The organism is Geothrix sp. PMB-07 (assembly GCF_030758935.1).
Taxonomy (GTDB): domain Bacteria; phylum Acidobacteriota; class Holophagae; order Holophagales; family Holophagaceae; genus Geothrix.
This window is the reverse complement of the sequence record NZ_CP132333.1, coordinates 2,327,410-2,353,107: the sequence shown is the minus strand read 5'-3', so window position 1 is coordinate 2,353,107 and position 25,698 is coordinate 2,327,410. Positions and strand designations below refer to the sequence as shown.

The following is a 25,698-nucleotide window of genomic DNA, read 5'->3' as shown; positions in this document are numbered from 1 at the left end:
TCAGGCGTTGAGGAAGCGCGGGCGGTAGGGTTCGCCCACCCAGTAGACCAGCTCGAGCAGTTCTTCCACATCCCAGAGCAGCACCTCTGCCTTGGCGCCGGGGTGCAGGTGCCCCAGGTCGTCGCGGCGCAGGCTGCGGGCGGCGTGGAGCGTCATGGCCGTAAAGGCCTCCTCGAAGGTCATGCGCAGCTGCAGGCAGCCCAGGCGCAGCACGGTAAGCGGATCCACACAAGGGCAGGAGCCAGGGTTGAAGTCCGTGGCCAGGGCCACGCGGCAGCCCGCCTCGATCATCTTGCGGGCCGGAGCCCAGTCGCGCATGCCCAGGAACAGCGTAGTGGCGGGCAGCAGTACCGGGGTGACGTCGGCGGCTGCCATGGCCTTCATGCCCGCCTCGCTGCAGAACATCAGGTGGTCCGCGCTGGCGGCGCCCACTTCGGCGGCCAGCTCGGCGCCGCCGGTCCAGGTGAGCTCGTCCGCATGCACGCGGGGGATGAGGCCCAGGGCCTTGCCCGCGGCGAACATGCGGCGTCCCTGTTCCTGGGTGTAGACGCCAGTCTCCACGAAGATGTCGCAGAAACGGGCCACACCTGGATGGCGACGCACCAGTTCCGGCAGCCAGTCTTCGGAAACCGCACGGAGGTTGGCCTCGGCATCGCCATGGAATTCCGGGGCGATGTCGTGGGCGGGCAGCAGCGTCACGTCCAGGCTCCAGCCCCGGCGCTTCAACTCCGCATAGGCGGCTGTCATGCGGGATTCCGCCTCCAGTTCCAGGCCGTAGCCCGTCTTGCATTCCAGGTGCACCACGCCCCGCTGCCGGAAGGCCTGCAGGCGCGCTTCACCCGTGGTGACCAGTTCCTCCACTGTGGCGGCCCGGGTGGCCCGCACGGTCTCGCGGATGCCACCGCCTTCTGCGGCGATCTGCTGGTAGCTGACGCCGGCCAGGCGCCGGTTGAATTCTCCGGAGCGGTTGCCGCCGAAGAGCAGGTGGGTGTGGGGATCCACGAAGCCCGGCGTGGCCCAGGCGCCGCCGCCGTCCACTTTGGGGGCGTCGTTCCAGTGCGCGGGCAGATCTGCGGCGCGGCCCATCCAAGCCACCCGGCCACCTTCGAGGGCCAGGGCGGCATCGGGAATGCGGTCCACAGCCCAGGCACGGGCGGGATCGGGGGTGCACAGGCCCCGGAGGTTGGTGAGGACGCGACGGTCTGCCATGGCACCAGTCTGCCAGGGATGGTGGATGTAAAAAATCACGCCTCCCGGTCTGGGCGCTGGGGGGATCCCTTGTTAGGATCGCTCGACACCGGGAGGTTCCAGTGCAGGGCAGGGAATTGGGAAGGCGACACCTCGCACAGGGCTTCTGCGCGCTCATGTTCATGGGAGTGGCGCTGCCTGCTCAGGCGCAAACCCAGATTCCGGCCTGGGCCAGCGAGCGCATCCGCGATTGGAACGTGTCCCACTACGATGCTCAGGGCCATTCGCAATGGAACAGCCGCAAGTGGCAGCAGGCCCCCGCAGATGATCAGCGCGCCGAAGCGTTGGCGCGGCTGCGCAACGCCAGTGACCGCCGCGCTGCGCTGTGGGCGCTCACCGCCTGGTCCACGGGCAGTTGGGCCGGCGAGGCCCTGAAGAACGGCGGGGCCGATGCGGCGCTGTTCCTGTTCCAGCGCGGCTACCGCCAGAGCGGGGCGGATGCCTATGCCTATCTGGGCTCGCCAGACCGCGTGGAGCGGCCCTGGACCCATGGCCTCGGCCTTCATCTCGACCGTGGGGCCTGGCGCTTCCAGTGGATCCCCAGCCCGGCTCTGTTCACGCAAACGGGCAGCGCCGCCCTGCCCAAAGGCATGGAGGCCGCGGCCCAGCCTGGTGTGCTCATCCACCTGAAGCAGCTCCGTCCCGGCCTGGAAAAACTGGTGGCACTGGCGGGCGGAACGGCGGCTCCGACCACGGGAGCGCCTGCGGCGGGCATCGTGCCCGCCCTGGCCCAGGGCAGCCGTGCGGGGTTTGCGGCACGTCACCTGGAACCCTGGCTGAAGCAGGCCTCGCCCGCGCTGGAGCCGCTGGCGAACCGCGAAGCGTGGCTGCTGCACTACGGGGTGGAACGCGACGGTGGACGGAACCTACAGGGCACCCTCGTCTTCATCCCCGGTGACCTGCCCACCCGCACCCAGCTCATGATGTCGCTACTCAAGCTGAATCCGCTGAGTTCGGGCGCGCGATCCCGGGTGGCGAAATGGACAGGGCCTGGCGCATCCTCGGATGTTCAGCAACTGCGGGGATCCGGCGGCGTGTTCCACATGATCCAGCGGGCCGAAGGGACATGGATCAGCGACCGGGAAGCGCCCTTGCGCGCGCTGTTGTTCTCTGGGCCCGACCCCACCTTGGGTGAGCGGCGCGAATGGGCCCGCGTGGCGCTATCCGCCATGAACCCCGAAACCGAGCTCTCCTTCTGGCTGGCCCCGCGCATCGGTGCCGATGCCTCCTTCGAGATCCAGGCGCTGCGACGGCGAGGGATCAACGCCCAGCAGGGCACCTGGCCGAATCCCTTCGTGGCCAAGGCTGCGCCTCGCACCGGCGCGCTCAGTCTCGCGCTGGGCGCGGGACCGACGGAAAAACTCGTGGACAGCATCCTTCGCGTGGATGACGACAGCGAGTTCGCCCTGCCGCAGTTGCCTGACTTCGCCAACGGCGGACAGAACCTGACCCCAGAACAGCGGAAGAACTACCAGGATGCCCTGGCCAAAGCCCAGGATCGGCAGCGCCAGCGGTCGGCACTCCGGCAGGATGCGACGGCCCTGCAAGGTTGCCTGGATCTCCGTGGCGCGGCGCTGTTCTGGAACGGTTGGGTGACCGCCCCTGCGCTGAACCCCTCCGAAAAGGCCTCCTTGGCCGAGTTGGGCAGGCTGCGCAAAGAGGATCCCTGGCGAGCCATGCAGGCCCAGCGCGACGGCAAGATCTCGGCGTTTGGCGGCTTCGGCGAACCCGGCATGGCGCCCAGCCTGGCCCTGGCCCTGCCCGTGCAGGGGGCGAAGCGGGTCCAGGTGGAGAACCTGCTGAAGAAGCTGCTGCCCAAACTCTTCAAGGGGCAGAACCAGAAGCAGGCCTTTGGCAGTGCCGAGATCCATCGCCTGGCCACAGCCCAGGCCTTCCGTCCCGCTTGGTCGCTGGTGGGCGATACGTTGGTGCTGGGCACCGACGAAGGTGCCGTGAAGGCCGTGTCGGCGGGCCTTCAGGGCCAGGCGCCCACCCTGGCCGACAGCCCGTCGAATGCCTGGGGTCGCATGGAGCTCGATGGCGCCAGGGCTTCCAAGGAATTGGAGAACCTGCTGCTGGCCTTCCTCCGTAGCCGCACCAGCAGCGGCTGGTGGATCGGGGAGACGACGACCGAAGACGAGGCTGCCGCTGAACTGGCCTTCAGCCTGGGGCCCTTTCTGGGCGCCGTGAAGGCCCTCGGCCCCGTGAAGATCGATTGGAATTGGACCGCCGCTGGCCTGGAGGGTCGCCCCCGATGAAGCCGGTCCGCGTTCTGGCGGCGGCCCTGGCCGTGGGCGCAGGCGCCATCCTGCTGCTGGTTCCCGTGCGCCATCATGTGGTGGTGGAATCTTCCGCCACAAACCCGGTGCGCCACCTCCGCATTGAGAGCCGAAGCCTGGTTGGCCTCAGGCGCCCTGGATGGGGCGTGGCGGTGACGGGCGCCCCAGTGTGGGGGAACGCCCGGGAAGGCTTCTTTCTGCGGGCCGAGCAGCCCGTTCAGGCCATGGTCACGGCCTGGCCGGGGTTCAGACAATCCCTGTCCATGGACGCCTCACCTGCCATCACCCTGGCCCTGAGCGAAGAGGGTGACCGCCAGGCCTTCCGCACCTGGTTCGTGGCCCTGCTCGAGCAGCAGGTGGAGGCGCCCAGCCCCGCCTGGGAACCCGCTCAGCGCGACTGTGCGGGCCTGCTCCGCTTCGCGTTCCGTGAGGCGTTGGCCACACACACCGCCGCCTGGCGTGAACGCGTCGCCTTCACGTCCGGGGCCCCGGCGCAGGATCCTTCACCGGGCTTTGTTCGTGACTGGCGGGCGGGGTTCCCCACACCGGATGGTCCGCAACCCTTCGCCAAGGGCGCCTACCTGCGGCGCTTCGCCTGCGAATTCCTGGGCCGCGATCTGCAACTGGCCAAGCCCGGTGACCTGATCTTCTTCGCTCGCGGCGGCGCCCACGCCCAGCCGGACCACGCCATGGCCTTCGTGCGCCCTGATGTGGACGGAGCGCCCATGCTGCTCTACCACACCGGCCCGGAGGGCAGCGGCGTCCGCACGCAACCCGGAGAAGTGCGCCGCGCCCGCCTCGATGATCTGCTGCACCATCCCGATCCCGATTTCCGTCCCTTGCCTGAAAACGCCGCCTTCCTGGGGCTCTATCGCTGGCGCTTGCTGGTGAATGGGCCCTCCGACCTTTCTTCCGCCCCAAGGTCCTGACATGCGCTGGTTCCGTCCTCTCCTCACCTTGCTGATGCCCGCCCTGCTGCTGCTGCCCACCATGGGCACGGCGCAGAAACGCAGCGCTGATGGTCCCTGGCGCGAAGGCGGCTGGACCGGCGCCTTCGCCACCCTGCGCCCCACGTTGCCCGGCAAGCCGGGGCAGCTGGAAGCGGCGGGCCCGATTCCCTCCGAGGCCCGCATTCGCATCTACCGGGTGGAAGATCCTGACGCCTTCCTCAAGAAGGTGTTGGTGGACCGTGGCGCCGCAGCGGCGGAAGGGGGCCGCGGGGTGCAGGATCCGCTCGACGTGCTGCGCGAGGCCGTGCTTTGGGGAGGCCGCCGCGCCTTCGTCACGGTGCACCGCACCGCCAGCCAATCCCTGCGAGACGCAGCCAAGCAGACGGATCGCCTCACCTCGGCCAAGACCTCGCCCGCCCATGTGCGCGAAGGCTCGGCGCTGCCCTTGGAGGGCCAACCCGGCATCACATTCGTCACCGAGATCGTGCCCAAGGTCGCCGAGGACATCGCGGGCAAGAAGGGGCATGAGGATGACGAATCCGGCGAGGAGGGTTTCCTCAGCCGCGTCGAGCTGCCGGCCCAGGCCGCGGGCCTCTACCTGGTGGAAGTGCTGCGCGGCAGCGATGCGGCCTACGTGCCCTGGATGGTGTCCGACCTGGCCCTGCTTTCCGAGCAGGACGGCGCGCGTCTGCGTGTCCAGGCGGTGGATGGCCGCGACGGTGCGCCGAAGGGCGGAGGTACGATCCTTGGCCAGATCTTCGAAGGAGCCAAGGCCCAGCCCATCAGCTTCGATGGCGCGGGCAAGGCGGAAGTCGCCGTCACCCCCGGGGTGCGGCGCATCGTCGTGGCGCGCAGTGGCGCCAGCCTCGCCATCCTCGCCAGCGAAGGCCAGAGCGCGGCCTCCGTGCGCCAGCGCCTCTACGCGTTCACGGAACGGCCCCTCTACCGGCCCGGCCAGGAAGTCTTCGCCAAGGCCATTCTGCGGCGCGTGGATGATGGGGAGAACCGTGTCGTGAGCGGCGCGGCGAACCTGGCCTTCACGGTGCTGGATCCCGAAGACACGAAGGTCACCGAGGGTCAGGCCAAGCTGCTCAACGCCGAAACCGGCACCTACGGTGCCCAGTTCAACCTGCCGGGCGCCGGTCGCCTCGGCCTCTACCGCATCGTTTTCCAGGGCCCGCAGGGCCCCGGCCAGGCTGAATTCAAGGTCGAGCAGTTCGTGAAGCCCGCCTTCGAGGTGAAGGTCACCACCGAGAAGTCCAAGGTGGGCCTGGGCGATGAACTGAACTTCCACGCCGCCGCCCGCTACTTCTACGGTGCCGCCGTGCGCGGCGCCAAGGCCGACTGGTTCCTCTACAAGGTGGTGCCGCCCAAGTCGAAGTGGATCTGGGATGACGAGGACGCAGGCCCTGCGCCCGAGCTCATGGAGAGCGGCCAGGTGGATCTGGACGACGAAGGCCAGGTGGACCTGCCCAGCTTCAAGGCTGAGAGCGATGGCCTGTGGCGCATGGTGGTGAAGGTGGCCGATGCCGCGGGCCAGCGCAACAGCGGTCAGGCGCAGGTGCGCGCCGCCGCGGGCGACCTGGTGCTGATGATCGCCGCGGACCGCCAGGTGGCGCTGCCGGGCAAGCCCTTCCAGGTGACGGCGCGGGCGCTGGATCTGGACGGCAAAGAAGTGCCCGGCGTGGCCATCACGTTGCGCGCAGCCCGCATCATCGCGCTGAAGGACAACGCCTACTGGTGGTCCCGGCCCAGCGCGCTGAAGCCCGGCGAGACGGTGGCTTCGGCGCCGGGGCCGCAGGCCATGCTGAGCATTCCGGAAGGCGGCGCCTTCCTGCTGGTGGCCGAGGCCAAGGATTCCAAGGGCCGCCCCGTGGTGGCCCAGCGGCAGATGACGGTGGCCGCCGAAGGCACACCGCTGCCCGCGGTGCCCGACCTTCGCGCCGCGGCCGACAAGCCCGAATACCAGCCCGGCGACACGGCGCGCATCCTCGTGCAGCTGCCCCGGCCCAAGCTCACCCTCCACTGGGCCATCGAGCATGAGGGCCTGGGCCAGCGGCAGAGCCGCGCCGTGCTGGGCACCACCGCCCTGGTGGACATTCCCATCACCGCCGCCATGCAGCCCAATGTCTGGGCCGTTTTCGAGATCGTGGCCGAGGGCCGCCGCCAGATGGTGGAAGTGCCCCTCCGCGTGCCCAAGCGCGACCGCCGCCTGCAGGTGGCCGTCACCACCGACAAGGATCGCTACCAGCCCGGCCAGCCCATGAAGGTCTCCGTGGCGGTCACCGATGCCGCGGGCAAGCCCTCAGCGGCGGATCTCAGCGTGGGCGTGGTGGACGAAGCCATCTACGCGCTGAGCCAGGAACTGCATCCCGATCCCGTGCGCTTCTTCCATCCCACGCGTCGCCACGGTGTGTTGCGATCGGGTTCGACGGACTGGAGCTTCCATGACCTGCTGCGCCGCCAGCGTCCGGTCTGGAGCCTGAAGCAGACCAAGCGCGGCGACTTCAAGGCCGATGACGACGACAAGGTGCGTCAGAACTTCAAGGACACCGCCCACTGGGCACCCTTCGTGGCCGCGGGCCGCGATGGCAAGGCCAGTGTCGACCTGGTGCTGCCGGACAACCTCACGGCCTGGCGCGCCACGGCCACCGCCGTGACCAGCGACACCAAGGTGGGTGTGGGCCGCAGCTCCAAGCCCTCGTCCAAGCCATTGCAGGTGGCGCTCACGCTGCCGCGCACGCTGAGTGTGGGCGAGGAGGCCCGCGCCATCGCCCTGGTGCGCAACCTGTCAGGCCAGCCCATCCAGGGCAAGATCCGGCTGGAGGTTCAGAACGGCCGCTTCTCAGGCACGCCCGAAGGCAGCTTCAGTCTGCAGGATCAGGGCGAGTATCGCCTGGCCTTGCCGCTCTTCTCCGACAAGACCGGGCCGCTCACGGTCACGGCCCGGGTGGAAGGCGGGGGCCTGAAGGACGCCGAGCGCCAGAAGGTCACTGTGCAGGATCAGCTGGTGCCCGCTTCCCTGTCGGGCTCCGTGGTGCTGGATGGCTCGGCCCAGACCTTCACCGTGCCCGCGCCTCCCGCCGCCAAGGGCGAGGCCACGCTGGTGCTCACACCCGTGGGCAACCTGGAGCATCTGGCCGCGCCGTCGCTGCCCTATCTCATTGGCTACCCCTATGGTTGTGTGGAGCAGACCCTATCGAGCTTCGTGCCCAACCTGCTGGTGGCCGACCTCGTGAAACAGGGGGCCATGCCCGACCTGGACTGGAAGAAGCTGACAGACCTGGACCGCAACATCCGCGATGGCGTGTTCAAGGTCTACGGCTACCAGCAGCCCAATGGCGGCTGGGGCTGGTACGCGCCCAACGACTTCGGTCTGGACGCCAATCCGCACACCACGGGCTATGCCATCCAGAGCTTCGCCACCATGAAGCGGCTGGGCTATGCGGTGGATGAAGGCGTCTATCGCCGCGGCCGCCAGGCGGCCCTGAGCCTCTTCCAACAGGTGGCCCGGCAGGCGGACTCAGCCACGCCCGCCCAGCGTCAGCGAAGCACGCACGGGCAGTCGGCGGATCCGCAAGCTGATGCGGCCTTCCTGCTGGTGTCCCTGGCCCAGACAGGAGAACCCATCGCAGGCCTGCTGGACAGCGCTGCGGACAAGGTGCTGAACGGCAAGTGGACCGGCGCCCACGTGCATGCCATGACGGCCCTGGCCGCAGCCACGGCCAAGCATCCCAAGGCCGCGGCCCTGGTCGCGGCCCTCGAGCAGAAGGCCGTGGTGAAAGGCGGCCTGGCCCGCTGGGAGGGGCGCCGCGAGGATTGGTGGAGCTATGCCTCCGGCGATGTGGTGCCCACGGTCATGGCCCTCAAGGCGCTGAGCCTCGCCCGTCCGCAATCGCCGCTCATCCGTCAGGGCGAGACCTTCCTGGCCTCCGAATACCGCGGCTACGGCTGGTATTCCACCTGGAGCACGGGCCAGATCGTCGACCTGCTGCCCTACCTCATGAAGACCCGCAAGCTGGACTGGGGGCCGCTGGCCATCCAGGCGGCAGTGCAGGGTGGGCCCTCCTTCGAGTTCAAGGAGCGGCCGGAGACCCGCCGCTGGAATGCGCGGGAGCCCAGGGCCGGCAGCTATCCCATGGCCGAGCCCAAGCCCGTGACCGTCACCGCCTCTGGCCGAGGCCTGCTGGTGTGGACCTACGCCTACCAGGTGCCGGGCAGTGCGGCCGGCGTGCCCAAGGGGGATGCGTCCTCTGCCCTGCGCTTGTCCGTGACGCGGAACCTGTGGCGCCTGAAGACGCCCCAGGAAACGGGCAATGCCCGTCAGGGCTGGGTCCGCCAGCCCTGGACCGGAACGATGAAGGCCGGTGAGGAGGCCTGGATGCAGGTGCAGTTCCGGACGGACCGCGACGCGGACTACGTGATGCTCGAAGTGCCCATTCCCGGCGGACTCAATCCCACCGTGAAGCTGGAAGGTTTCGTGCTGGAGGGCAAGCCCTTCACCGATGAGGGCTCTTCCGATGCCTGGATGAAACCCCGCATCGAAGTGCATCCCGACAAGGTGACCTTCCTCTTCAACCGCACCTACAGTTGGAGCACGCAGTCCGTGCGCATCCACCTGCGGGCGGGCATGGCGGGCAGCTACCGGCTGCGCCCGGCCAAGCTGAGCCTCATGTCCAACGAAGGGCAGTGGGCCACCTGCGATGGCCTGGATCTGAAGGTGGTGGATGGAGGTGCCCGATGAGAGCGCTGATGAGGACGCAGTTGATCCTTGCGCTGGCCCTGAGCGCCGCCGTTCTCGGTGCTCAGAAGGCCCCGAAGCCCAAGCAGCCATCTCCGGTCGCCTACACGCCCGACCTCAAGCAGTGGCGCCTGGACCTCTCCCCGGATCTGGGTGGCTGGTCCAGCGACCGCACGGTGTCCCTGCGGATCAAGCTGGTGGATCCCAAGGATCCCAATCCGCCCAAGGACGAGCCGCGCCGCTTCGACTACGAGGATGAGGAAGGCGGCTACGACCCCGGCGAAGGTGGGGAACAGGACACCCGGACAGCAGAGCAGCTGAAGCAGGCCCGCCTCGACCGCGAAGCGGAAGCAGCCCGCAACGCCTGGCGCCAGCGCACCCTCAAAGTGTGGCTCAACGGCGCCACGCTCACCTGGTCGGTGCAGGTGGGTCATTCCACGAACCAGGAGATCACCGCCCAGAATGGCGAAAACCGATTGGAGATCCTGGAACCTGATTCCGGCTTGCGCGTGGTGCGCAGCTGGTGGGTGTCCACGGCGCGCACCCGCCTGCGCGTGGTCTCCATCCAGGCCCAGGACGAGTACGCCAGCGGCAACCTCCAAGTGCTCGAGCCCGATGGCGCCGTGGCCGAAGGGGGACGCCGCACGCCCTCCGGCGGCATGCTGCGTTGGTCAGGCGAGTACACCCACGAGACGCCACCGCCCGGCACCTACACGCTGAAGTGGAGCGGCGGATGGCGGGGCGCCAAGCCCGCGCGGGTGCGGGTGGAGGCCCTGCTCGACGGCGGTACCGATCAAGAGCGCCGCTGGACCTGGGAGCGCCTCATCCTTCCGGGCGCAGGACCTGTGACCCTGGGAACCTTTGATGTGGAACCCTAGGGCGCTGCTTTTGGGTTGGTTGGCTGCCCTTTGTCTGGCGGCCCAGCCAGCCCCCGAAGCGATGCCAGCCCCCCTCCTGCTGCCGGGGGAGGGCTTCGCCATCACGCTCGGCGACGGTGAGGTGCGTGCCTACGGCGAGGCCACGAAGGAAGCCCCCATGGGCAGCCTGGCCAAGCTGGTGTGGATGCGGCTGGAGGGCGCGGAATGGTCCAGCCGCAGCCTGCAGTACAAGTGCACGGGCAGCGCCGGGTCCTTCACCTGCTGGAACCGCGAAGGCCACGGCCGTGTGGATGTGGGCAAGGCACTGGCCGAGAGCTGCAACCTGGCCTTCCTGGCCTGGATCGCCGATTCTCAGTCCCGCTGGAGGGAACTCTACGGGGAAGCCGCCGGACGTGCCCGTATGGAGGATGTCTTCTCACCTTTCCTCGGGCGACGCCTGCCGCCCGGTGAGGGCCTGCCGCCCCTGACGCCCGCCTGGGTGGGCGACGGGGATCTGCTGCGCACCAGTCCCGACGCCTTTCTCCGGTGGCTCATAGAGCCGCAGCAGAGCGAGGTGGTCACCTTCGGCCAGCGCTTTCTGGCGGGACGCTGGGTGGAGGTGAAAACGCTCTTCGGCAAAGAGGATTGGTGGTTCAAGACCGGCACCGCCCCCGTGCCTGGCGATCCCTCCGCCACCAGCGCCTGGGTGGCCGGTGGCCGGGGTCGCCTGCTGGCGGTGCTCCATCTGCCCCGGGGCAAGGGCAAGCAGGATGGCCTGATGCGCATGCGCCAGATCCTCAAGCTGAAGGACTGATGCCCATTCGCCATCAACGACAGAGATCCACCACGGAGACACCGAGGCCGCGGAGGTGGTACAGAGGCCTCCGTGTCCCTCCTTTCTGGGCAGGCCTAAGGCCGCTTCCAGCGGAGCTGGAAGCCACAGGGGGCGCCAGGCACCGGCCCCTGTGTGCCCAGGCTCCGTGTCTCCGTGGTGCATCCTTCACGATTGAACGAGAAACGGCATGATGCTGCTGATCCTAACCGTTCCAGCGCAGGCCTTCACGCCCCCGATTTTCGAGGGCGATCCCGCGGCGCAGGCCGCCGTGGAGGTGGCGCTGAAGGCGGCCTTTGCGGCCACGGAATCCCAGGGCCACTGGCCCGCGGGGCCCTGGCAGGTGCTGGTTCATGCCGAGGCCGCGGCGTTTGAGCGGGCCACGGGAGCCCCGCCGGGCCGCAGCGCCCAGTGGGTGGGGGACCGCCTGCACCTGCGCCCCTGGGACCAGTTGCGGCGACGGGATGTCGGCGCCATCCTCCGCCACGAACTGACCCATCGGCGCCTGGCACAGGCCGGGCTTCGCCGCTGGAAGGAGGAGGCCCGCTGCCTCTGGGCCGAAACCCACCATCGGCCGCCCCAGCCACTGCCGCCTTCACCTGCCGCCACCCTGCAGAATCACCTTGATCGAGCCCTGGCGGGCGGCACCACCCGCGAACAGGCCTGGGCCTACCGCTGGCTCCGCGCCTGGCTGCGAGGGGAGCCCCTGCCGGAAGCGCCTTCGGCCCGGAAAGCTGCGCCGGACGTTTGGACCAAGGAGGCCGCTCCGCTGGAAGATCCCGTGACCGTGGTCTGGCCCCCGGAGCGATTGCGAGGGACGCTCTCAGTCAATGGACAGCGGTTGTCGCATCATGTGGGCAAATCCTGGCGCTTCCAGGGGCGCGTCCGCTTCAACGACGGATTTCCCATCGGGCCCCTGCGGGGGCGTGTGCGGGTGCGGGCCGCGGCCAAGGGGTGGCAGGTGACCTGGACGACCCCCCGCACCGCGTGGATCGCCGCGGCCGTGGAAGGGGAACTGGGCGCCGAGGCTCCCTTCGAGGCGCGGCGGGCCCTGGCAGCCCTGCTGGGGCGCTGGCGGGAGGGCCATGAGCATCAGCATCCCGGCGGGACACTCTGTCCGCTCACCCACTGTGCCGTGGTGCGGGGCAGCGCTTCCGCCGATACCGTCCGCGCCGTGTCGCAGTCACCTCCGCTGGATCTGGATGCCCGCTGGGCCTTCTTCACGGGTTCGGCGGGAGGCCGGGCGCTCAGCCCCGGGCAGGTGTGGGGGCTGGGGCCCGTGGAGGCAGGCGCGGCCGCGGAGGTGCCCGATGACCGCTGGTCCCGGTGGGAGCGCAGGCTCAGCGCCGCCCAGGTGGCGGCCCTGAAGCGGGACGTGCGGCCGGGGCTCGCACCCGGTCAGCGGGGGCTGCGCCTGGGGGATTCAGGACCCTACGCGGTGGAGGCCCTGCGTCTGGCCGCGGGCCGCCGCTTCGGCTGGACCACCTGGCCCAGCAATGCCTGCGAAGGCGAGGTGCAGGCGGATGGTTCGCTGCGCCTGCATGGCTGCGGCTGGGGCCACAACGTGGGCCTCTGCCTGGCCACGGCCCGTTTCCGTGCCGCCGAGGGCGCCACGGCCGAGCAGATTCTCGCCGAGGCCTTTCCGGTTTCCTGGCGGGCGCAATGACCTGGTGGCTGTACCTCCTGCGCTGCGGCGACGGCACGTTGTACTGCGGCATCGCTCTGGATGTGGAGGCGCGGCTGAAGCAGCACCGAGATGGGAAGGGCGCCAAGTACACCCGGGGCCGCGGTCCCCTGGAAGTGGTCTACCGCGAAGCCTGCTCCGGCCAAGCCGAGGCCCTGCGGCGCGAGCGGGTGGTCAAGCGCCTGTCGCGGGCCGCGAAGCTGCGCCTCCTGAGTGCCTGATCCGGCAGGGCCCCATGGCAGAATGCTGCATGCGAAACCTTGCCGTTCTCTCCCTGCTGGCCCTGACGGCCGCGTGCACCACGCCGATGGTGGTGCATCCGCCCACCGACCGGGAGGCCCGCGAAGCTCTGGCCCTGAAGGAAGTGACCCGCCTCGGCCAGCCCGGCGACTGGCTGGTGATGCGCGGCTACCACGCCACGGACAATTTGGTGGCCACGGTCACCACAGCGCCCTTCAGCCACGTGGCGGTGCTCGATCCGGAGCGCGGCCAGGTCATCGAGGCCGAGGGCAAAGGCCTGCGCACGGCGCCCCTGGCGGACTTCATGCAGCGGGCCCACCGCGTGATCCTCATGCGGCCCATGTGGGCCACCACGCCGGAACGCCAGGCCGCGGCCGTGGAGAAGGCCCGCTCGCTGGTGGGGAAACCCTATGACTTCACGGGCCTGATCGGCCTGAATGCGCCCGACCGCTACTACTGCAGCGAACTGGCCGTGGCGGTCTACGCGCCGCATGTCTCGCGGAAGGATCACCTGCCCCATGTCATTCCGCCGGGGGACATGCATTACTGGGCGACCATCCTCTGGGACAGCGGCCCCGTGCTGCACCGTCCTATGGAGGTCAGCGCCCCTTCGCCATCTCGCTGAGCAGGCCCGCCACGGCGGCCTTGGGGTGCTCGGCCTTGAACACCGCGTTGCCCGCCACCAGGCAATCGGCCCCGGCGCGGATGAGCTCGGCGGCATTCTTCAGACCCACGCCGCCATCCACCTCGATGAAGAAGGGGATGCCTCGCTCGGTGCGCAGGACATCGAGGCGGCGCACCTTGTCGAGCACCCTCGGGATGAAGGACTGGCCGCCAAAGCCCGGGTTCACGCTCATGAGCAGCACGAAGTCGAAGTCGCCCACGAGATCGACAAGCGTGTCCACGGGCGTGCCGGGATTCAGCACCACGCCTGCTTTTCCACCCGCTTGGCGGATGGCCGCGAGGGTGCGGTGCAGGTGCGGATCCGCCTCCTGGTGGATGCTCACCCAGTCGGCGCCCGCCTTCACAAAGTCGGCGGCGTAGCGCAGGGGCTCGACAATCATCAGGTGGCAGTCCAGGGCCAGGGTGGTCGCCTTGCGCAGGCTTTCCACCACGGGCAGGCCGATGGTGATGTTCGGCACGAAGCGGCCGTCCATGACATCCACATGCACCACCTGGGCGCCGGAACCCTCGAGGAAGCGCAGTTCCTCGCCCAGACGCGTGAAGTCCGCCGAGAGCAGGGAAGGGGCCAGGAGCGGGGAGGCGGGGCGCAGGGTCATGCCCCTAGTGTGCCAGGGGCGCTTCCACGCCGTTCACCCACAGTCGCCCTGGCTTCACTTTGCGAAGGGCCTCGGGGCTGAGGTCGCCGAGGGGGGCCTGCACCCAGAGCAGATCCGCCACGGCGCCCTTCTGGAGGGTGCCCAGTTCCTTGCCCAGGCCCAGCACGGTGGCGTTGCCGCTGGTGTAGGCCCGCACGGCTTCAAGCCGGGTGAGCCGCTGGTTGGGCAGGAAGCCGCCGGGCGGGTTGCCCTGGGGGTCCTGCCGGGTTTCCGCGGCGGCCAAGCTCACGAAGGGATTGGCCTCCTCCACCGGGGCATCGCTGCCGAAGGCCAGCAGGGCGCCGCCTTCGACGAAGCTGCGCCAGGGGAAGGCTTCGTTGACCCGTTCGGGGCCAAGGCGGGCCGGGGTCCAGCTGCAGTCCGAGGTGCAGTGCACGGGCTGGACGCTGGCCACCACGCCCAGCTTCCCGAAGCGGGCGGCGTCCTCGGCGGTCACGATCTGCGCGTGCTCGATGCGGGGATGCAGCGTGCCGCGGTGTTTCTTCATGGCATTTTCAAGCAGGTCCAGGGCGGCGCGGTTGGCCGCATCCCCGATGGCATGGATGGCGGGTTGGTAGCCTGCCCGGAGGGTGATGGCGGCATCGGCGGCGACTTTGGCAGGGTCCGTTACCCACAGTCCGGTGGTGGAGGGCTCATCGGCATAGGGGGCGAGCAGCCGCGCGCCCCGGCTGCCAAGGGCGCCGTCCATGTAGAACTTCACACCCTGCACCTGGAAGGAGCCGGCCTTCTTCGAGCGGCCGTGTTTCAGCTCGCCCAGCATCAGATCGTGGTCATGGGTGAGGTAGGCGAACACGCGGATGGGCAGGGCGTGGGCCGCGGCCAGGCGCCGGTAGGCCTCCAGCTCGGGGGCGCCGATGCCCATGTCGGCCACGGCGGTGAAACCTTCGGCCCTCAGGGCGAGAAGGCCATCCTTGATCTGGGCGTCCAGCTCCGCAGGCGTGAGCTTGGGGATGTGCTTGGCCACCAGGTTCACCGCGGCGTCCACCAGGATGCCGGTGGGCCTGCCGTAGGCATCCTTGAGGATGCGTCCACCTTCGGGGTCCGGCGTGTCCATTCCGATGCCCGCCTTGGCCAGGGCGGCGGTGTTCACCCAGGCGGCGTGGCCATCCACCCGCAGGAAGTAGGCGGGGCGTGCCCCGGTGACCACATCCAGATCCACGGCCCGGGGGAAGGCCTTGGTGGGCCAGCGGTTCTGGTCCCAGCCCCGGCTCTGCAGCCATCCGCTGGGATGGGCGGTGGTCCATTGGCGGATGCGCGCGAGGGCCTCGGGCAGGCTGTCGAGGCCCGCCAGTTCCACCTGGCGGCGGAGGGCGCCCACGCCGCTCACATGGGCGTGGCCTTCGATGAGCCCCGGCAGCAGGGTGCCGCCATGGAGTTCCACCACCTGGGCCTTGGGGTGCGCCTTCAATAGGTTGTCTGGCGATCCCACCGCCAGGATTTTCCCCTTCTGGATGGCCACGGCCTGGCCCTTCTGGGGGCCCTGGGCGGTCCACAGGTCGGCACCAGAGAGGATCTGGACGTGGGCAGGGGGAGGCGGCGGCAGGGGCATGGTCAGCTCACGAGGGGGAAGGCCCAGTGTAGCGTCTGCCCCGCTCCGGGGGCTAAGGTGGAACCTTCGGAGGTTTCATGTACCAGAGGGATTTCCTGGAGCAGGTGCGCGCCCAGCTGACGGTGAAGGAAGATCCGGCCAAGCTGCGCGAAGCCCGCTTCGAGACCAGCTCGGGCATTCCGCTGAAGAACAGCTACACCCCGGCAGACCTGCCCGACTTCGACCCGCTGAAGGATCTGGGCGCCCCCGGGAAATACCCCTTCACCCGCCACGTGCAGCCCTCCGGCTACCGCGGCCGCCTCTGGACCATGCGCCAGTACGCGGGCTTCGCCACTGCCGAGGAAAGCAACGCCCGCTACCGCTACCTGCTGGAGCAGGGCACCACGGGCCTCTCCGTGGCCTTCGACCTGCCCACCCAGATCGGCATGGATCCCGATCATGAGATGGCCCTGGGCGAGGTGGGCAAGGTGGGCGTGAGCATCAGCTCCATCCACGACATGCGGCGGCTCTTCCAGGACATCCCCCTGGACAAGGTGAGCACCAGCATGACCATCAACGCCCCGGCGGCGGTGCTGCTGGCCCTCTATCTGGCGGTGGCTGAAGAGCAGGGCGTGAGCTGGAAGCAGGTGAGCGGCACCATCCAGAACGACATCCTGAAGGAATACATGGCCCGGGGCACCTACATCTTCCCGCCGCGCCAGAGCCTGCGCCTCATCACGGACATCTTCGCCTTCTGCGCCGAGCAGGTGCCCAACTGGAACACCATCTCCATCTCGGGCTACCACATCCGCGAGGCCGGCTGCACGGCGGCCCAGGAGATCGCCTTCACCCTGGGCGACGGCATCGCCTACGTGCAGGCGGCCCTGGATGCGGGCCTGAAGCTGGAGGCCTTCGCGCCCCGGCTCAGCTTCTTCTTCAACGCCCACAACCAGTTCTTCGAGGAGGTGGCCAAATTCCGGGCGGCCCGCCGCCTCTGGGCCCGCATCATGAAGGAGCGCTTCAAGACCGACGACGCCAAGAGCCAGATGCTGCGCTTCCACACCCAGACGGCGGGCAGCACGCTGACGGCCCAGCAGCCGGACAACAACATCGTGCGCACCACGGTGCAGGCCATGGCCGCGGTCTGCGGCGGCACCCAGAGCCTGCACACGAACAGCCGCGACGAGGCGCTGGCGCTGCCCACCGAAGTCAGTGCCCGCATCGCATTGCGCACCCAGCAGATCCTGGCCTATGAATCCCGTGTGGCGGATGTGGTGGATCCCTTCGCCGGGAGCTATTTCATCGAGTCGCTCACCGACGAGCTGGAGGCCAGAGCCGCGGCCCTGCTGGCCAAGGTGGACGACCTGGGCGGCATGGTCAGCGCCATCGAGAAGGGTTTCCCCCAGCGGGAAATCCAGAACGCGGCCTATGCCTACCAGAAGGCCGTGGAGAAGGGCGAGCAGGTGGTGGTGGGGGTCAACAAGTTCACCGTGACCGGTGAGACCGCCCCGGACCTCCTGCGGGTGGACGAGGCCCTGGGCGCCCAGCGCCGCACTCAGATCGCCGCGGTGCGGGCGGGTCGGAACCAGACCGAGGTGGCTTCCCGCCTGGCCGCGCTGCGCAGTGCAGCGGCGGGCAGCGAGAACCTCATGCCGCGCATCCTCGATGCCGTGAAGGCCGAGGCCACGGTCGGCGAGATCTGCGATGCCCTGAGGGCCGAGTTCGGCGAATACCAGGAGCAGCTGGTCTTCTGATTCATCCTCCATGTATGAGCCTTTTCCCGGCCAGGACCGGGCTGACCTTTGCCGAAGGGTGGCGGGGCGGCATCCGTGCTCCAGGTCACAGGATTGATCCGGGGTTGGTGACGCATCCGTGGCACTCTTGCTGCAAAGAACCCCAACTCAGCCGTTCCTTTCCAAGGAACTCCCATCCACTGGAGGCGTCATGCGCATCGCTGTCCTCATCGCCGCTTCGGCGTTGATTCTCGCTGTCCCCGCCCAAGCCAAGCTGCCCTTCGTCAAGAAGGCGCAGGAACTGGGCTACGCCGACGCCAAGAACTGCCTGTACTGTCATGTGGACAAGATGCCCAAGAAGGGCGCCTCCGAAGGCAACGAGCGTGGGAAGTTCCTGCTGGCGACCAAGGCCGCCAAGAAGGCCGCTGAAGTCGACCTCGCCTGGCTGAAGGATTACAAGGGCAAGTAAGCCACGGCCATGGCAACCATCTTGTCAAAGGCAAGCCGCCTCGGGCTTTTCGGGGCGGCTTGAGCTTTGGCTAGCAGTCGTGACAGAGATCACCGGCGCCTAGCACATCACGGGTTTGTCAGGCTAGGGTTAAAGGACTGATGAGGTTGTTATGCGTTTTCTGTTCGCAGGATTGCTGTCTGTCGTGCTCTCCGCCGCGGCGCCGAGCCCCTCGGACTGCGTGGGTTGTCATGACGTCGACCTGAAGGTCTTCGAAGCCTCCAAGCACGCGAGCATGGGCTGCACAGGCTGTCACAGCAGCATCACGAAGGCGCCTCACGAAGGCAAACCGGCACCCGTGAAGTGCGCCACCTGCCATGAAGACCAGGTGAAGGCTTACGCCAAGAGCGTGCATGGCGTGGCCAAACAGAATGGCATGGCCGACGCGGCCACTTGCTCTTCCTGCCACGGTTCGCCACACACGATCCTGGGTGCCAGCGAGCCTGGTTCCAATGTGAACAAGAAGAACCTGGCGAACACCTGCGGCACCTGCCACTCGAATCCCGACTTCCTCTCCAAGCACAAGATCCCTTTCGCCAAGCCGGTGGAGGCCTACCGGGCCAGCGTCCACGGCCGCGAAGTGGCCAAGGGCAACACCGCCGCCGCCAGCTGCTCCGACTGCCATGGCAGCCACGACATCCTGGCTTCCAGCGATCCCAAGGCCAAGGTGAACCGCGCCAACGTGGCCGATACCTGCGGCGTGTGCCATCCCGATGTGCAGACGGTGTATGCGGACAGCGTCCACGGTCTGGCCGTGAAGCGGGGTTCCAATGATTCGCCCACCTGCACCGGCTGCCACGGTGAGCACAACATCCTGGCGCCCAAGGACCCCGGCTCCATGGTGAACGCCGCGCGCGTCTCCACCGTGACCTGCGGCCGCTGCCACGGCGACGAGCGCATGAATTCCCGCTACGAGTTCGGCGACAAGGTGCCGGCCTTCCAGGACAGCTTCCACGGCCTGGCCATCCGCGGCGGCCAGAAGACTGCCGCCAACTGCGCCTCCTGCCATGGTGTTCACAACATCCTGCCCTCCGCCGACATCCGCTCCACCATCAACCCCGCGAACCTGAAGCAGACCTGCGGCCAGTGCCACCCGGGCGTGGGCGACAAGATCGCCGTGAGCAAGGTGCACGTGCGCATGGCGGGCGGCGTCGAGCACATCTCGGTGAAGTGGATCCGCCTCACGTACTACATGCTCATCCCCATGACCATCGGCTTCATGCTGTTCCACAACGGCCTGGACTGGCTGGCCAAGGTGCGCCGTCACAAGCCGCACCACGGCACGGGTGAGCAGCTGCCCCGCATGAACAAGTGGTTCCGCATCACCCATGGCATGGTGATGGTCAGCTTCATCACCCTGGTGGTCACCGGCTTTGCCCTGAAGTTCCCCGAAGCGGGCTGGGTGAAGATCTTCGGCTTGAGTGGCTCCGGCTCCATCCGCGGCCTGCTGCATCGCATCGCGGCCGTCATGATCATGGGCGCCACCGTGCTGCACCTGGTCCACCTGGCCCTGGTGAAGAAGGACCGCGTCATCCTGCTGGAACTGCTGCCGGGTCTGCAGGACGCCAAGGACATCCTCCAGGCGATTCTCTACAACCTGGGCCTGGCCCAAAAACGGCCCACCTTCGGCATGTTCGGCTACGCCGAGAAGATGGAATACTGGGCCTTCATGTGGGGCACCGTGGTGATGGCGGTGACCGGTGTCCTCCTCTGGGCCCAGAACTGGAGCCTGGGACGCTTCCCCATCTGGGTGATGGATGCTGCAACAGCCGCGCACTACTATGAGGCGATTCTCGCCACGCTTTCCATCCTCGTGTGGCACTGGTACCTGGTGATCTTCGACCCCGAGGTCTATCCCATGGACATGGCCTGGCTCACGGGCAAGGCCTCGGCGGATCACATCCGTGAAACCCGCCCCGAGTACTACGCCAAGCTCATGAAGAAGCAAGATTCCCAATCCGACGAGCACACCAAGTAGACTTGGAACATCCCTTGCAATCCAACCAGGACCCGAACCTTGAACCGGGCCCAACCTACAGAGGAGCATCCATGCGTCGCATCACCCTGCTCACCGCCGCGCTCATCCTTGCCCTGGCCCCTGTCGCCAGCGCCAAGCCCACCACCGTGAAGGGCGCGAAGTGCAACATCTGCCACGAGGGCGCTCCCAAGGACAAGAAGTTCGTCCCCGCCGCTCAGAAGATGTTCCCCAAGTACAAGGAAGACAAGTGCAAGGACTGCCACAGCATGGTGGATGGCAAGTTCACCTCCAAGAAGGGCTGATTTTTCGCTCTGAATGGAAAAAGCGGCGCCCCTGGGGCGCCGCTTTTCTTTGAGGGCAAACCTCTTTACAGGCCGAGGAGTTTGCGGGCTTCCGCCTCCATCCGATCCAGCAGCGCCGCGTCGGTGCGGCTCTGCAGGTAGACCTTCAATTTGGGCTCGGTGCCGCTGGGCCGGAAGGCGGCGAAGGCTCCACTCTCCAGGCGAAATTTCAGCACGTTGCTGCGGGGGATGGGCAGGGCAGCCGAGGGGTTGTCGGGGCGGTCTAGGATGGTTTCGCTTCGGCCCTGGCCATGGCAGAGGCCCGTCTGGAAGTCCTCCCAGCTGGCCACCTTCTCGCCGCCGAGGGAGGCGAGGCCCGCGGTGCGGATGCGCTCCATGGCCTCGGCGAAGCGTTTGGCGCCGCCGGGCCGGGCATCCTCGAGGTTCACCAGGCGATTGTGGAAAGTGCCCACCTTGGCCATGAGGTCATCCACGGCATCGAAGAGACTCTTCCCCAACGCCTTGTGGTGGCCCGCCATCTCGGCGACCACCAGGGCGGCGGTGACGCCATCCTTGTCGCGCAGGCTGGGCGGGATGAGCATGCCGTAGCTCTCCTCGGCGCCGAAGGCGTAGGCTTCGCCCAGCGCTTCCAGCCGGTCCATGCAGACGGCGATGTTCTTGAAGCCCGTGAGGGTCCAGACCACGGGCAGCTTGTGGAGACGTGCCACCTCGGCCATGAAATCCGAGGTCACCACGGTGCTCACGACGGCGCCCTGGCGGCCCTTCTGGGTGCAGAAGTAGTCCAGGGTGAGGGCCGCGAGATCGTTGCCGGACATCAGCTCCCAGGCGCCGTGGCGCTTGGCCACCACGCCGATGCGATCCGCATCGGGATCGTTGGCCAGCACCAGTTCCGCACCCATGGCTTCGGCCTCCCGCAGGGGGGCGGCATAGGCCGCCAGCTCTTCGGGGTTGGGCCGGGGGGCCGTGGGGAAGGTGCCGTCCTGAACACCTTGGCTGGGGCTCACGGACAGGGGCAAGCCCGCCTGCTCAAAGAGGGTGGGCACAAAGGCGATGCCCGTGCCATGGAAGGGCGTGTAGAGGATTTTGGCAGGCGTGAATTTAACCGGGTGCTGGAGCAGGCCCTCTCCCATGGCGACATAGGCTTGCTCGATCTCCGCCGGGATGGGCTTGATGCGGCCAGAGGGCGCGACCGGGGGGTCGGGCACCACCGGCAGCGTCGCCATGTGGGCCTCGATCTCCGCATCCCAGGGGTCGACCACCTGGCCGCCCAGATCGTTATAGGCCTTGAAGCCGTTGTACTCCTTGGGATTGTGGCTGGCGGTGATGATCACGCCGCAGGCCGAACCCAGGGCCTTCATGGCGAAGCAGAGGAAGGGCGTGGGCAGGGGCCGCGTGCCCAGGAACACCTCATAGCCCGCCGCAGCAAGCACCCTGGCGCTTTCGCCGGCGAACACTTCGGAATTGATGCGCGTGTCGTAGCCCACCACGGCCACCTTCTTCCCGGGCGCGTGGGCCGTGGCCACCGCCGCCAGGGCCAAGGTGGTGCGGCGCACGTTGGGCTGGTTCATGCGGCGCAGGCCCGCCGCCATGAAACCCCGCAGGCCGCCCGTGCCAAAGGCCAGGGGCTCGAAGAAGCGATCTTCCAATTCGGCGATGGCCTTGGCGTCGCCCGTTTCAGCGGCCAGGACGAGTGGTTCGAGATCGGCGCGGAGCTCGGGTTCGAGATGGCTGTAGGACAGGTATTGTTTCGCGGCGCTCAAGGACATGGGGACCTCTCAGAGGATGGCTACTTCACTGGCCTGAAAATGGAACACAGAGGACGCAGAATTCCCGCGGAGGACACAGAGAGAGGGTGGTTTCAAACCGGCTTGTCTCTGTGTCCTCCGTGGATCTCCGTGGGCTCAGTGTTCCAGCCCTTTCATCATGATGCAGAACTCAGGCTCCGCCCAGGGCGATGTCTTCCAGCAGAATGCTCAGGCCCGCGCTGCTGCCGTACCAGCGCAGATCGTTGCCCAGGGCCACGATGCGGGTCAGGAAATCACACAGGTTGCCCGCGAAGGTGAGCTTGTCCACAGGTTCGGCGAGCTCTCCGTTGCGGATGCGGATGCCGCTGGCGCCCACGCTGAGGTCGCCGCTGACGGGATCCACCGTGTGCAGGCCCATGATCTCGGTGATGAGCACGCCGTTGCCAGCCAGGCGGTACAGGGCCCCCGTTTCGGTGGTGCCGGGCAGGGGGAACAGGTTGAAGGTGGTGGCGCTGGGCTGACTGCCGAAGCCGCGGCCCGCGCTGGCGGTGGGGGCCATGCCCATCTCCGCGGCGGTCTTGAGGGTGTGCAGGTAGGTCCTCAGCACGCCCCCTTCCAGCAGCACGTTGCGGCGGGTGGGCAGGCCCTCGGCATCCCAGGGCTCGGAACCCAGGGCCGGACAGCCCGGTGCCTCAGCCAAGCGGCCATCATCCACCAGCGTGAGCAGGGGGGAAGCCAAGGACTGACCCAGCTTGCCCGCGAAGAGGCTGCGCTGCTTGAGCACGGATTCCGCATCCAGCATGCCCGCCACGATGCCGAGCACATCCACGGCCACTTCCGGATGCAACACCACCGAGTATCTGCCGGCCGGCAGACGCTGCGGATTCAGCTTCCGCTCGCCCTTCAGGGCGGCCTCCGCGCCGATGGCGGCGAGGTCGAGCCCCGGGCGCCGGGCCACACCCCAGTGCCAGGAGGCCTGGCGCTCGTCGCCTTCGGCCACCGCCAGTTCAATGGACGCGGAGCAGCTGGACCACACGTCGGGCGTGCGCACGCCCTTCTGCGTAAGCAGGAGGCTGGCGCCCGTACCATCGCTCCAGGAGGATTCCCGCACCGCGGCCACCCTGGTGGAGGCGCGGCGGGCCTGGGTTTCCAGCTCCAGGGCCCAGGCGATGCGCTGCTCAGGCGTGATGGCCTCCACACTCGCATCGAAGCGGCTGGGCAGATCATCGGCCCCGGCGGGGTCGGCCTGGCGCAGCCAGGGATCTTCGTCGCCCAGGGCGCTCAGCTCCCAGGCCTGGGCAAAGAGATTTCGGAAATCCGTGGCCGCGAGATCCGTGGTGGTGGCGAGGCCCGTGCGAAAGCCTTGGTCGCCTGCGCGGATGACGCGCACGCCCAGGCCGCCGCGCTTGCTGACGGTGAGATCCTCCAGGGCGCCGTTCTGCACCTTGGCCTTGCGGGAGCGAGAGAGGGAGACAAAGGCCTCAGCCCCTTCGGCGCCCAGGGACCGAGCATGCTGGATGCCGTCCTGGAGCCGGGCTTCGAGGGATTCGGGGAGGAAAGTCGAAAAGGCACTCATGGTCACATCACGCTCGGTAAGGCTTCGGCGGTGCCGCCGACCACGAGGGCGGGGCAGAGGATGGTGGGCAGGGCATCGCTGACGGGTACGCCCTGGCCGTCCTTGCCGCAGGTGCCGATGTCGAAGTGGTGCAGGTCGCTGCCGATGCGGGTGAGGCCCTTCAGCACTTCGGGGCCACAGCCGCTGAGGGTCGCGTTCTTCACCGGGTATTTGGCCTCGCCGTTCTCCACCCAGTAGCCCTCGGTCACCTGGAACACGAAGTTGCCGGTGACGGTATCCACCTGCCCGCCGCCCATGTGCTTCACCAGCAGGCCGCGGTCCAGGTCGCGCAGGATGGCCTCGGGGGCCTCGCTCCCTGCGGCCAGGAAGGTGTTGCGCATGCGGGGGATGGGCAGGTGGCGGTAGCTCTCGCGCCGTCCATTGCCCGTGGGTTCCACGTCCATCTTGCGCGAGGTCTTCCGCGACTGCAGGTAGGCCTTGAGGATGCCGTTCTCGATGAGGACCACGCGGCTCACGGGGTTGCCTTCGTCGTCGATGGCCTGACTGCCGCGCTTATGGGGCAGGGTGCCGTCATCGATGATGGTCACGCCTTCGGCGGCCACCTTCTGGCCCAGCTTGCCCGCGAAGGAACTCATCCCCGCGAGCGCGAGATCGGCCTCCAGTCCGTGCCCGCAGGCTTCGTGGATCATGGTGCCACCGGCGCTGCTGCTGAGCACCACGGGGAAGGTGCCCGCGGGCGCAGGCTGTGCGTCCAGGGCCTGGATGGCCAGCCGCACCGCTTCGTGGACCATGCGCGTGACGGCCTCATCAGTGAACAGCTCGAAGCCGCGGGTCTCGCCCAGGGGCTGATAGCCCGTTTGCAATTGGGTGCCGTCCCCGGCGGTGACATTGGCGCGGAGCACCACCTGGATGCGGTGGTCTTCGGTGAGGCTGCCCGACCAGGCTCCCTGCTTGAGTTCTGCGGCGGCGATCCACACCCGCTGGGTGCTGTCGCCGTAGCCCACGGCCACCTGCTTCAGGGCGCCCGGGCGCAGGGTTTCCGCGTGCTCGCGGGCGATGGTCTCGGCTTTGCGCACCAGGGCCACCTTGTCCGCCAGGGGCACCTGGCCGGGATCCTGGGCCACGGGGCTGGGCGTGGGGAAGGCCTTGACCGTCAGAGCCGGAAGGGTGGCGGCGGACCCGTGCCCCGGCGCCGCCAGCGTGTGGGCAGAAGCCACCAGTTCGTCGAAGGTGGGCGCGATGAGATCGGCGAAGCGGGTGGTGTCGCCGTCCACCAGGCGCAGGCTGGCGCCGAAGGTTTCCGAAGCCAGCACATCTTCCATGCGGCCATCATCCATGCCCAGGGCATGAGCCCGGCGCCGCTCCACGAAGACTTCGCCGTAGTCGCCGCCGCGGCTGAGCAAGCTGGTCAGGACATCGCGCAGCTGGTCCGCGCTGAAAGGTGCAGGCATGTTCGGTCTCCAGATCCGCTTGCGGCGGATCTTCCAGTCTGACAGAAGGGCCGCTTCGGCTCCTTCAAGGAGTGTCGAAAGGTCCCGGCCGTCGTTGGGAATCACCAGGTCTGCGTGCAGGGCCCGTTCCGCAGGGGACGCCTGGGCCCGCAGCCGGGCCAGCGCCGCCTCGCGGTCCATACCATCCCGAACCATCAGCCGTTCCAGACGGAGCGATTCCGGGGCATCCACGGTCCAGAAGGCATCGAAATGATGGGCGATACCCCGCTCCACCCAGAGCGCCGCGTCCAACACGGCCCCGCGGGTGTTGGCCGGCAGTTCCTTCAAGCGGAAGTTCAGAAGTGCTTCGATGCGGGGATGAAGGATTGCGTTGAGCTTCGTCCGCGCTGAGGCGTCTGAGAACACCTGGGCGCCCACCCAGACGCGGTCCAAGGAACCGTCGGCGTTCAAGGCCTGGGGGCCAAAAGCCGCTGCCACTTCCCGCAATCCCTCGCTGCCCGGTACCACCACTTCCCGGGCCAGGGCATCCGCATCAATGACTACCCAACCCCGCGAGGCCAAACGCGAAGCCACAAAGGATTTGCCAGCTGCGATGCCGCCACTGAGGCCGAGAAGGGGGAAGGGAGCCTGGAACAGAAACACACCTCGATGGGCATTGTGCCCCACGCACCGGCGGGCGGGAATCGAAGGAGGGGAATCCTGCCTA

18 protein-coding genes are annotated in these 25,698 nt (G+C 68.1%); 12 read left to right on the top strand and 6 right to left on the bottom strand.

What is annotated here, in order from left to right:
• Window positions 1-1,209 (bottom strand): imidazolonepropionase, encoded by a 1,209-nt coding sequence (hutI, locus tag Q9293_RS10450; protein WP_306246178.1) that lies wholly within the window; start codon window positions 1,207-1,209, stop codon window positions 1-3.
• A gap of 155 nt (window positions 1,210-1,364) precedes the next feature.
• Between hutI and Q9293_RS10445 the strand changes: the two genes are divergently transcribed.
• The 8 genes from Q9293_RS10445 (at window position 1,365) to Q9293_RS10410 (ending at window position 13,456) form a co-directional block, all read left to right on the top strand.
• Window positions 1,365-3,506, top strand: a complete 2,142-nt coding sequence (locus tag Q9293_RS10445; RefSeq protein WP_306246176.1) for a hypothetical protein — start codon at window positions 1,365-1,367, stop codon at window positions 3,504-3,506.
• On the top strand, window positions 3,503-4,456 hold the full coding sequence (locus Q9293_RS10440) for a DUF1175 family protein (RefSeq protein ID WP_306246174.1): 954 nt from the start codon (window positions 3,503-3,505) through the stop codon (window positions 4,454-4,456). The genes Q9293_RS10445 and Q9293_RS10440 overlap by 4 nt, the downstream gene beginning before the upstream one ends.
• A 1-nt stretch (window position 4,457) precedes the next feature.
• A complete protein-coding gene (locus Q9293_RS10435; protein ID WP_306246172.1) occupies window positions 4,458-9,221 on the top strand; it encodes an alpha-2-macroglobulin in 4,764 nt (1,587 codons plus the stop codon).
• An 8-nt stretch (window positions 9,222-9,229) separates the two neighbouring features.
• Window positions 9,230-10,096 (top strand): hypothetical protein, encoded by an 867-nt coding sequence (locus tag Q9293_RS10430; RefSeq protein ID WP_306246170.1) that lies wholly within the window; start codon window positions 9,230-9,232, stop codon window positions 10,094-10,096.
• Between the two features lie 61 nt (window positions 10,097-10,157).
• A complete protein-coding gene (locus tag Q9293_RS10425) occupies window positions 10,158-10,889 on the top strand; it encodes a hypothetical protein (RefSeq protein WP_306246168.1) in 732 nt (243 codons plus the stop codon).
• 208 nt (window positions 10,890-11,097) lie between these two features.
• Window positions 11,098-12,573: a hypothetical protein gene (locus tag Q9293_RS10420; RefSeq protein ID WP_306246166.1), complete on the top strand. Its 1,476-nt coding sequence runs from the start codon at window positions 11,098-11,100 to the stop codon at window positions 12,571-12,573.
• A complete protein-coding gene (locus tag Q9293_RS10415) occupies window positions 12,570-12,812 on the top strand; it encodes a GIY-YIG nuclease family protein (RefSeq protein WP_306246164.1) in 243 nt (80 codons plus the stop codon). The genes Q9293_RS10420 and Q9293_RS10415 overlap by 4 nt, the downstream gene beginning before the upstream one ends.
• Before the next feature lie 29 nt (window positions 12,813-12,841).
• Window positions 12,842-13,456: a YiiX/YebB-like N1pC/P60 family cysteine hydrolase gene (locus Q9293_RS10410; protein ID WP_306246162.1), complete on the top strand. Its 615-nt coding sequence runs from the start codon at window positions 12,842-12,844 to the stop codon at window positions 13,454-13,456.
• Here the strand turns inward: Q9293_RS10410 and rpe are convergent.
• Window positions 13,431-14,111, bottom strand: coding sequence for a ribulose-phosphate 3-epimerase (gene rpe / locus Q9293_RS10405; protein WP_306246160.1), 681 nt, complete (start codon window positions 14,109-14,111; stop codon window positions 13,431-13,433). The two genes, Q9293_RS10410 and rpe, sit on opposite strands and share 26 nt — an antisense overlap.
• Window positions 14,112-14,115: 4 nt before the next feature.
• Window positions 14,116-15,720 carry an amidohydrolase gene (locus Q9293_RS10400; protein WP_306246158.1) on the bottom strand — a complete coding sequence of 535 codons (1,605 nt, stop codon included), beginning with the start codon at window positions 15,718-15,720 and terminating at the stop codon, window positions 14,116-14,118.
• A gap of 77 nt (window positions 15,721-15,797) precedes the next feature.
• Between Q9293_RS10400 and Q9293_RS10395 the strand changes: the two genes are divergently transcribed.
• The 4 genes from Q9293_RS10395 (at window position 15,798) to Q9293_RS10380 (ending at window position 20,220) form a co-directional block, all read left to right on the top strand.
• Entirely contained in the window at window positions 15,798-17,453 is a 1,656-nt protein-coding gene (locus Q9293_RS10395; protein ID WP_306246156.1) for a methylmalonyl-CoA mutase, read from the top strand.
• Window positions 17,454-17,643: 190 nt separating this feature from the next.
• A complete protein-coding gene (locus tag Q9293_RS10390) occupies window positions 17,644-17,901 on the top strand; it encodes a hypothetical protein (RefSeq protein WP_306246154.1) in 258 nt (85 codons plus the stop codon).
• A 151-nt stretch (window positions 17,902-18,052) separates the two neighbouring features.
• Window positions 18,053-19,918 (top strand): cytochrome b/b6 domain-containing protein, encoded by a 1,866-nt coding sequence (locus Q9293_RS10385; protein WP_306246152.1) that lies wholly within the window; start codon window positions 18,053-18,055, stop codon window positions 19,916-19,918.
• A gap of 71 nt (window positions 19,919-19,989) precedes the next feature.
• Window positions 19,990-20,220, top strand: coding sequence for a hypothetical protein (locus tag Q9293_RS10380; RefSeq protein WP_306246150.1), 231 nt, complete (start codon window positions 19,990-19,992; stop codon window positions 20,218-20,220).
• Between the two features lie 65 nt (window positions 20,221-20,285).
• Here the strand turns inward: Q9293_RS10380 and Q9293_RS10375 are convergent, their stop codons facing one another.
• From Q9293_RS10375 to coaE, 3 genes are all read right to left on the bottom strand, one after another.
• Window positions 20,286-21,986 carry a phospho-sugar mutase gene (locus tag Q9293_RS10375; protein WP_306246148.1) on the bottom strand — a complete coding sequence of 567 codons (1,701 nt, stop codon included), beginning with the start codon at window positions 21,984-21,986 and terminating at the stop codon, window positions 20,286-20,288.
• Between the two features lie 169 nt (window positions 21,987-22,155).
• Entirely contained in the window at window positions 22,156-23,541 is a 1,386-nt protein-coding gene (locus Q9293_RS10370; protein WP_306246146.1) for a TldD/PmbA family protein, read from the bottom strand.
• A 2-nt stretch (window positions 23,542-23,543) separates the two neighbouring features.
• The gene (coaE, locus tag Q9293_RS10365) at window positions 23,544-25,634 is read right to left on the bottom strand and encodes a dephospho-CoA kinase (protein ID WP_306246144.1); all 2,091 of its coding nucleotides are present in this window, start codon (window positions 25,632-25,634) and stop codon (window positions 23,544-23,546) included.
• Window positions 25,635-25,698 lie beyond the last annotated feature (64 nt).

Bases quoted from the DNA above. Each gene is read 5' to 3' on its own strand.
- Q9293_RS10385 (WP_306246152.1), top strand. From the start codon at position 18,053: ATGCGTTTTCTGTTCGCAGGATTGCTGTCTGTCGTGCTCTCCGCCGCG.
- Q9293_RS10420 (WP_306246166.1), top strand. From the start codon at position 11,098: ATGATGCTGCTGATCCTAACCGTTCCAGCGCAGGCCTTCACGCCCCCG.
- hutI (WP_306246178.1), bottom strand. From the start codon at position 1,209: ATGGCAGACCGTCGCGTCCTCACCAACCTCCGGGGCCTGTGCACCCCC.
- Q9293_RS10415 (WP_306246164.1), top strand. From the start codon at position 12,570: ATGACCTGGTGGCTGTACCTCCTGCGCTGCGGCGACGGCACGTTGTAC.
- Q9293_RS10380 (WP_306246150.1), top strand. From the start codon at position 19,990: ATGCGTCGCATCACCCTGCTCACCGCCGCGCTCATCCTTGCCCTGGCC.
- Q9293_RS10400 (WP_306246158.1), bottom strand. From the start codon at position 15,720: ATGCCCCTGCCGCCGCCTCCCCCTGCCCACGTCCAGATCCTCTCTGGT.
- Q9293_RS10390 (WP_306246154.1), top strand. From the start codon at position 17,644: ATGCGCATCGCTGTCCTCATCGCCGCTTCGGCGTTGATTCTCGCTGTC.
- Q9293_RS10440 (WP_306246174.1), top strand. From the start codon at position 3,503: ATGAAGCCGGTCCGCGTTCTGGCGGCGGCCCTGGCCGTGGGCGCAGGC.
- Q9293_RS10425 (WP_306246168.1), top strand. From the start codon at position 10,158: ATGCCAGCCCCCCTCCTGCTGCCGGGGGAGGGCTTCGCCATCACGCTC.
- Q9293_RS10370 (WP_306246146.1), bottom strand. From the start codon at position 23,541: ATGAGTGCCTTTTCGACTTTCCTCCCCGAATCCCTCGAAGCCCGGCTC.
- Q9293_RS10430 (WP_306246170.1), top strand. From the start codon at position 9,230: ATGAGGACGCAGTTGATCCTTGCGCTGGCCCTGAGCGCCGCCGTTCTC.
- Q9293_RS10435 (WP_306246172.1), top strand. From the start codon at position 4,458: ATGCGCTGGTTCCGTCCTCTCCTCACCTTGCTGATGCCCGCCCTGCTG.
- Q9293_RS10395 (WP_306246156.1), top strand. From the start codon at position 15,798: ATGTACCAGAGGGATTTCCTGGAGCAGGTGCGCGCCCAGCTGACGGTG.
- Q9293_RS10445 (WP_306246176.1), top strand. From the start codon at position 1,365: ATGTTCATGGGAGTGGCGCTGCCTGCTCAGGCGCAAACCCAGATTCCG.
- Q9293_RS10410 (WP_306246162.1), top strand. From the start codon at position 12,842: ATGCGAAACCTTGCCGTTCTCTCCCTGCTGGCCCTGACGGCCGCGTGC.
- Q9293_RS10375 (WP_306246148.1), bottom strand. From the start codon at position 21,986: ATGTCCTTGAGCGCCGCGAAACAATACCTGTCCTACAGCCATCTCGAA.
- rpe (WP_306246160.1), bottom strand. From the start codon at position 14,111: ATGACCCTGCGCCCCGCCTCCCCGCTCCTGGCCCCTTCCCTGCTCTCG.